We start from the raw sequence: 7,244 nt of genomic DNA on the forward strand, positions 1-7,244 counted from the left end.
CAGATGCGACTCACCAGGTGCGGCCACGCCTGCGTTCGGCTGGAGCAGGACGGCATCGTCATTGTCATCGATCCCGGCGTCTACTCCGACCCGCACGCGCTCGACGGCGCCGACGCGGTGCTCGTGACGCACGAGCACGTGGACCACTTTGCCGAGCCCGTGCTGCGCGCGGCGGCCGAGGCCGACCCCGCGCTGCGGATCTGGGCCGACCGCTCCGTGGCGGACCGGCTCGGCGACCTCGGTGGCCGGGTCGCCGTGGTAGGTGACGGGGACGCCTTCGACATCGAGCGGATCGGCATCGAGGTGCACGGCGAACTGCACGCGGAGACCCATCCGGACCTGCCGCGGGTCACCAACGTCGGCTTCCTCGTGGGGAACACGGACGGCACGGTCTTCCATCCGGGCGACGCGTTCACCGTGCCCACGCGTCCGGTGGACACGCTCTTGGTGCCGGTCCATGGCCCGTGGTCCAAGACCGGCGAAGTCATCGACTACGTCCGCGAGATCAAGCCCCGGCGTGCTCTGTCGATCCACGACGGCGGTCTGAGCGAGGGCGGGAACGCCCTGGTCGACGGCCTGCTGGGGGCGGGCGTACGGGACTCCGCCACCGACTACGCGCGGGTGGCGCCCGGAGCCGGAATCGAACTCACGTGATGTCCAGAGAAGGCGAGAGGCCCGCGATGGGATGGCTGGGTTTTGAGGAGCGCCGCACGCTCGTCATCGGGGCCGGAGGACTGGGCACGGCCTGTGCCCGGGCCCTGGCGGAGGCCGGAGCGCGGCTGGCAGTCGTCGACGCGGACGAGGGCCGGCTCAAGGTGCTGCGCGACGATCCGGCCCTCGCGGCCGCCGACGTGCGGACCCTCACCGCGGACCTGACGTCGTCCGACGCGTGCGAGCAGGCTGTCACGACGGCGGCCCGCGAACTGGGCGGCCTGGACGTGCTCGTGCACGCCGTGGGGACGAACGACCGCCGGCCCGTGGTGGACACACCGGACGAGGTGTGGGACCGCATCCTGACCCTGAACCTGTCCAGCGCGTTCTGGACCGGGCGCGCCGCCGGCCGGTTCATGCGCGAGGCCGGCCACGGCAGCATGGTGTTCTTCTCCTCTGTCTCCTCCCGGCTCGCGCACCGCCACCACGCCCCGTACGCGGCGTCGAAGGGCGGCCTGGACCAGCTCGTGAAGGTGATGGCCCGCGAATGGGCCGCCGACGGCGTCACCGTCAACGCCGTGGCCCCGGGCTACACGGAGACCGAGCTGACCCGCGCGTACCTGGACAAGCCCGGAATGCGCGAGGAGATGACCAGTCTGGTTCCCGCCGGGCGCCTGGGCACACCGCAGGACGTGGTCGGCGCCGTGCTGTTCCTCGCCTCTGCCCGCGCGTCCTTCGTGACCGGGCAGGTGCTCTACGTGGACGGCGGACGCACGCTCGTCTGACCCCCGATTCCCTTGAAGTTCCCTTGAAGGGAGTGCGGATGACCGCACGCCTTGCCGGACTGCTGCCCGGCGAGCTGGACGAACAGCAGACCGAGGTCTACCGCGCCATCACCGGCGGCCCGCGAGCGACAGGACCGCAGGCGTTCGCCCTCACCGATGAGAATGGCCGACTGCGTGGCCCCTTCAACGCCATGCTGCTCAGCCCGCCCGTCGGACTCACTGTCCAGGCGGTCGGGGCGGCGGTGCGCTACGAGTCGGTCCTGACCGACCGCGTGCGGGAGATGGCCATCCTGGTCGTCGCCACCGAGTGGGGAAGCGCCTTCGAGAGGGAGGCCCACGAAGCGGTGGGCCGGACGTGCGGCCTCACCGAACCCGAGCTGGGCACACTGCGCGCCGGCGGACTGCCCGACCTCCCGGACCCGGCCGAGCGGACCGCCCTGCGAGCGGCCGTCGCGCTGACCTACGCCGGTGAGCTGAGCGACCAGGAGTACTACGACACGGTGGCGGTGTGGGGAGAGCGAGGTCTGTTCGAACTCACCACCCTGGTCGGCTACTACTCCCTGCTCGCCCTCCAGTTGCGCGTCTTCGCGGGAGAAGGGCTGTCCTCCGCGGAAGACCACCTGACCGACACCCACCACCTCGAACCCGAAAGCGGTACACCATGAAGCTGATCACCTTCGACGACGGACGCGTCGGCAGACTGGAGCTGGAAGAACGGCTCGTCCTCCCCCTGGAGGTCGGCTCGACACGCGAGTACTTCGAGCGCGACGGCCGGGTCACGGAGACCGGGGAGCGCCTCGCCCTCGACGACGTACGGCTGCGCGCCCCGATCGTGCCGAAGAAGTTCTTCCACACCTCGGGCAACTTCCGTGAGCACGAGGACGAGTCGAAGAACGTCGACTGGTCGCACCCCATGCACAAGGGCATCGTGTTCTTCCAGAACGTCGACGCGATCGTCGGTCCGGACGAGCCGGTGATCTACCCCGAACACCTCACCAGCGAGCTGGACTATGAGCTGGAGATCGCGGTCGTCATCGGCAAGCCCGGCAAGTTCCTCGGTGTGGACGACGCGCCCGACCACATCGCCGGCTACGTCGTCTTCAACGACATCACCGCACGCGACATCCAGCGCCGCGAGATGGAGTCCGGGGTCTTCTCCTTCTGCAAGGCCATCGACACCTTCTGCCCGGTCGGCCCCTACATCGTCACCGCCGACGAGATCCCCGACCCCCAGAACCTCGACATGGAACTGCGCGTCAACGGCGTGGTCCGCCAGAAGTCCAACACCAACCGCATGTCGGTCTCCATTCCGCACCTGGTCGCCTACCACTCCCCGCAGGGCTACAGCGCGGGCGACCTGATCACCACCGGCACCGTCCAGGGCGTCGCCGGCTTCAGCGGCGACCCGGAGATGTACCTCAAGCCCGGTGACGTCATCGAGGCCGAGGTGGAGCGCCTCGGCGTGCTGCGCACGCCCATCGTCAGCTGGGAAGACGGCCACGGCACCCCCGTACCCCAGAAGGTGGACTGGTGAGGCTCGCTGTCATCGACGGCCGGGCCGTCGTCGTTCGCGGTGATCGGGCCGCGGATGTCGGCTGGGCCTCGCGGGGTCGGCTGTCGACCGACCCGATGGCTCTGCTGGAGCAGTGGCAACGGGTCCGCGACTGGGGCGGGGAACTGTCCGACGAGGCGTACGACATCTCGGTTGATCCGGAGGCCCTGCAGGCCCCGGTTCCCCGGCCCCGGCAGGTCTTCGCGATCGCCCTCAACTACCCGCCGCACGCTGCGGAGGCCGGCTACACCCCGCCCGCGGAGCCGCTCGTCTTCACCAAGTTCCCGGCCTGCCTCACCGGTCCGCACACCACGGTCGCCCTTCCTCCGGGCAAGGTCGACTGGGAGGTCGAGCTCGTCGCCGTGATCGGTCGTGAGACGTACCGGGCGAGCGAGGACCATGCCTGGGAGTCCGTCGCCGGTCTGACCGTCGGCCAGGACCTCTCCGAGCGGGTCAGCCAACTCCAGGGAAAGCCCGCCCAGTTCAGCCTGGGCAAGTCCTTTCCGGGGTTCGGGCCGACCGGCCCCGTCCTGGTCACCCCGGACGAGTTCGAGGACCCCGGCGACCTGGAGATCACCGGGCTGCTCAACGGCCGGGTCGTCCAGCACGACCGCACCAAGTCCATGATCTTTCCGGTGCCGGAGCTCATCGCCCGCCTCTCCGCCGTACTGCCCCTGTTCCCCGGCGACCTGATCTTCACCGGGACCCCGGCCGGCGTCGGCAACCGGATGGACCCGCCGCGCTATCTCACGCCGGACGACGAACTCCTCAGCCGCATCGAGGGCATCGGCGAGATCCGCCAGCACTTCACCGCCGCACACCCCTGAAGGGACGCCCCATGACACAACAGCAGAGCTTCCCCCGCCGCTTCGAAGGCCGGACCGTCCTGGTCACCGGTGCCGGCACCGGCTACGGCGCCGAGATCGCCGTCCGCGCCGCCCAGGAGGGCGCCCAGGTCGCCGTGCACTACCGCAGCTCCGCCGCCGGCGCCGAGCGGACCGTCGCCCGCATCAAGGACGTGGGCGGCGAGGCGTTCACCGTGCAGGCCGACATTGCCGTCCACCAGGACGTCATCCGCATGGCCGAGGAGGTCTTCGGCCGTTTCGGCAGCATCGACGTACTGGTCAACAACGTCGGCGACGTGGCCGGTGAGCAGATGTCCTGGCGGGACCTCACCGAGGAGTCCATCGACCATGTGCTCGCCGTGGACGTCAAGGGAACCATGCTCTGCGTCCACGAGTTCGGCTCCCGGATGCTGGAGCAGGGACACGGCGCGATCGTCAACATCGGCTCCACCGTGATCGTCCGCGGCAGCGCGCGGGCCCCGCAGTACGCCGCCGCGAAGTACGGCATCCTCGGCATCACCAAGTCCTACGCCCAGGCGTTCGCGCCCGTCGTACGGGTCAACACCTTCGCGCCCGGCTTCATCGAGACCGAGACGCTCCTGAACCGTGCCGACTGGAAGTCCGGCCGCCGCGACGACATGGTCGCCAAGACCCCGCTGGGCCGCATCCCGGGCCCCGCCGAACTCGCCGGCACGGCCCTCTTCCTCGCCACCGACGACGCCGCCCACATGACCGGCGTCTACCTCAACGCCGACGGCGGCTTCAACATGATCGGCGCCTGACCCGCAGATCCCGCACCGGACCGAGCACAAAGGGAACGACCCCATGCCACTTCACCGGAACCTCCTCATCGGCGGCAAGGAGATTCCCGCCGCCTCGGGCCGGTCCACGGCCGACATCAACCCGTGGACCGGCGAGCCGTACGCCACGGTCGCCGCCGCCGGACCACAGGACGTGCGAGCCGCGGTGGACGCGGCGGACGCCGCATTCACCGAGTGGGCCGCCCTCGCGCCCTTCGCCCGACGGAAGATCTTCCTGGACGCGGCGGACCTCATGGAGCAGCGCGGCGAGCAGGCCGTGCAGCTGATGGCCGCGGAAGTCGGCGGCACCCGGGGATGGGCGCTGTTCAACGTCGCCCTGGCCGCGAACATGCTGCGTGAGGCCGCCGCCGCGATCACCGCCCCGCACGGGGACGTACTCACCACCCAGGAACCGGGCGGGCTCAGCCTCGCCGTCCGCGAACCCCTCGGTGTGATCGCGGCGTTCGCGCCGTGGAACGCGCCGATCATCCTCGGCACCCGAGCGGTCGTCGCCGCACTCGCGGCGGGCAACACCGTCGTGGTCAAGGCGAGCGAGGACGCCCCCATCGCGTGCGGCCTGTTCGTCGCCGACGTTCTGCGCGACGCCGGACTGCCCGACGGAGTCCTCAGCGTCATCACCAACGCCAAGGCGGACGCCGCCGCGATCGCGCAGACACTGATAGCGGACCCGCGCGTCCGTGCCGTCAACTTCACCGGCTCGACCGGCGTCGGGAAGGTCATCGGCACCCTCGCCGCCCAGCATCTCAAGCCGGCCGTACTCGAACTCGGCGGCAAGAACTCCGTGATCGTGCTGGAGGACGCCGACCTCGACCACGCGGTGAACGCGGCCGCGTTCGCCTCGTTCATGAACTCCGGCCAGATCTGCATGTGCGCCGACCGCATCCTGGTGCACACATCACTCGTCGACGAGTTCACCCGGTGCTTCACCGCGAAGATCGCCGACATGCCGAGCGGCGACCCGAGCCTGCCCACCACCGTCATCGGCCCGCTGATCGACGAGGCCGCCGCCCGGCGAGTCGCCGCCCTGGTCACGGACGCGGTACGGAAGGGCGCGCGTGTGCTCACCGGCGGCGGCTCGCCGGAGGGAGCTCTGCACCCGGCGACTGTCCTGACCGACCTGCCCGAGGACGCGTCGCTGCACCACACCGAAGCCTTCGGACCTCTCGTCGCCATCACGGCCTTCCGGGACGACGACGAAGCCGTGGCACTGGCCAACGACACCGAGCACGGGCTCAGCTGCGGCATCCTCACCGAGAACGCCACCCACGGCCTGAAGGTGGCTCGCCGCATCCGCACCGGCATCGTGCACGTGGGCGACCAGTCGGTGGCGGATGAGCCCCAGGCCCCCTTCGGCGGATTCGCCGCCTCCGGCTACGGCCGCTTCGGCGGACGCTGGGGCATCGAGGCCTTCTCCAACACCCGGTGGATCACCCTGTCCACCGAGCAGCCGCACTACCCCTTCTGAGCGGCGAGTTGGCCGCGCCGACTGCGGGTGATCTTCAGACATGGCGCAGTCGGCCCGGGTCACTCCCCAGGTGTGGCCATCGCCGGCGGGGTTCCCCTCCGGGCGCGTCGGACCGCGGGAGTTCGACACCCTCGACGTCGACGTCGAGAGTGATTCGGTCAGCCGGTGCGACTGGCCCCGGGGGATCACTGCTGGAGCCTCGCCGACACCGTCGTCAACGCCCCACTGACTCATGCAGAACGGCCCGTACGCGGACCGCAGCCATCTGCGGTGTTACGCCGGCGGCGACGAGAAAGGCGGTCGCGGCAGCCTCACCCGTTGGATCCGCCCAGGTGGCCGAAGCGTTCTCCTCGGCGAGGGCCAGCATCAGCGCCTCCAGCCCCAAGGCGAGGACAGGCGCGGGGACATGGTCGGCAAAAAGGCCTTCATCCTGACCGCGTTGCAAAATGGAGGCGGCCTGTTCCCGCGCGGGTGCCAGGGTGGCGCGCATCGCCTCCTCTCCCAGGTGGCGGCGCCCCAAGGAGATGAGCATGCGGTACTGGTCGCCGACCGCCCATCCCGCCAGAGCCATCCGCGCCATCGCCTCCAGCGTGTCGGCACCTGGAGCACGGGCTGCCGTGAACGCCCGGCCAAAGGCCTCGCCCGCTTCCTGAGCCAAGGCGGCGACCAGCTCTCGACGACCGGGAAAGTGTCCGTAAAGGGTGCGCCGCACGACGCCGGCCGCCTGGGCGATGCTGTCGAGACTCGCGTCAGGGTTGTCCCGCAGTTCCTCCCGAGCGGCCGCGAGGATGCGTGCGCGGTTCGAGCGCGCGTTGCTGCGCTGCGGAGTGCGGCCCGGGGGGTCGGTCATCCGCATGGCTGTGTCCTTGCCGCTGCTGCCATGCGGGTCGCCGCGTCGTGGACCAGATGGGCGTGCAGTTCGAACAGGGCCACCAGGTCGACGGCGTCGCCGGTGACCTCGCGGTGTACGAACAGGCCGTCGGCGCCGGCGACGGTGTAGGTGGTGAGGGTGTGTACGTCGCCCTCGTCCAGGTCGGGGAAGAGGGTCGTGACCACTTCGGCGATCTTCTGGTGGGAGATGTCGCGGACCTGGAGGAAGACGGTGCGGCCCCGGGGTTCGGTGGG

The 7,244-nt window shown here is 70.3% G+C and carries 8 protein-coding genes and 1 pseudogene; 7 read left to right on the plus strand and 2 right to left on the minus strand.

The annotated features are described in order from the left end of the window. Window positions 1-3 precede the first annotated feature (3 nt). Genes IG08_RS0104965 through IG08_RS0104995 form a run of 7 tightly spaced genes read left to right on the plus strand, consistent with a single transcriptional unit; the run spans window position 4 to window position 6,119 of the window. Window positions 4-654: an MBL fold metallo-hydrolase gene (locus tag IG08_RS0104965; RefSeq protein ID WP_030596691.1), complete on the plus strand. Its 651-nt coding sequence runs from the start codon at window positions 4-6 to the stop codon at window positions 652-654. Window positions 655-680: 26 nt separating this feature from the next. Then, window positions 681-1,436 (plus strand): SDR family NAD(P)-dependent oxidoreductase, encoded by a 756-nt coding sequence (locus IG08_RS0104970; protein ID WP_030596693.1) that lies wholly within the window; start codon window positions 681-683, stop codon window positions 1,434-1,436. 38 nt (window positions 1,437-1,474) lie between these two features. After that, window positions 1,475-2,101, plus strand: a complete 627-nt coding sequence (locus IG08_RS0104975) for a carboxymuconolactone decarboxylase family protein (RefSeq protein WP_052424489.1) — start codon at window positions 1,475-1,477, stop codon at window positions 2,099-2,101. Continuing rightward, window positions 2,098-2,970 carry a fumarylacetoacetate hydrolase family protein gene (locus tag IG08_RS0104980; protein ID WP_030596697.1) on the plus strand — a complete coding sequence of 291 codons (873 nt, stop codon included), beginning with the start codon at window positions 2,098-2,100 and terminating at the stop codon, window positions 2,968-2,970. Before IG08_RS0104975 ends, IG08_RS0104980 begins: the two co-directional genes overlap by 4 nt. Continuing rightward, window positions 2,967-3,815, plus strand: coding sequence for a fumarylacetoacetate hydrolase family protein (locus IG08_RS0104985; protein ID WP_030596699.1), 849 nt, complete (start codon window positions 2,967-2,969; stop codon window positions 3,813-3,815). Before IG08_RS0104980 ends, IG08_RS0104985 begins: the two co-directional genes overlap by 4 nt. 11 nt (window positions 3,816-3,826) lie before the next feature. Then, entirely contained in the window at window positions 3,827-4,615 is a 789-nt protein-coding gene (locus tag IG08_RS0104990) for an SDR family NAD(P)-dependent oxidoreductase (RefSeq protein ID WP_030596700.1), read from the plus strand. A gap of 43 nt (window positions 4,616-4,658) precedes the next feature. After that, on the plus strand, window positions 4,659-6,119 hold the full coding sequence (locus tag IG08_RS0104995) for an aldehyde dehydrogenase family protein (RefSeq protein ID WP_030596702.1): 1,461 nt from the start codon (window positions 4,659-4,661) through the stop codon (window positions 6,117-6,119). Window positions 6,120-6,333: 214 nt separating this feature from the next. Here IG08_RS0104995 and IG08_RS0105000 read toward each other — a convergent pair whose 3' ends face one another. Both IG08_RS0105000 and IG08_RS0105005 read right to left on the minus strand, forming a co-directional pair. Continuing rightward, window positions 6,334-6,975: a TetR/AcrR family transcriptional regulator gene (locus IG08_RS0105000; protein WP_234342805.1), complete on the minus strand. Its 642-nt coding sequence runs from the start codon at window positions 6,973-6,975 to the stop codon at window positions 6,334-6,336. Further along, window positions 6,966-7,244 (minus strand): annotated as a pseudogene (locus IG08_RS0105005) (TetR/AcrR family transcriptional regulator); the annotation flags it as partial. The pseudogene IG08_RS0105005 and the gene IG08_RS0105000, both read right to left, overlap by 10 nt.

Origin of the sequence: Streptomyces fulvoviolaceus, from assembly GCF_000718165.1 — a bacterium.
Classification (GTDB): domain Bacteria; phylum Actinomycetota; class Actinomycetes; order Streptomycetales; family Streptomycetaceae; genus Streptomyces; species Streptomyces fulvoviolaceus.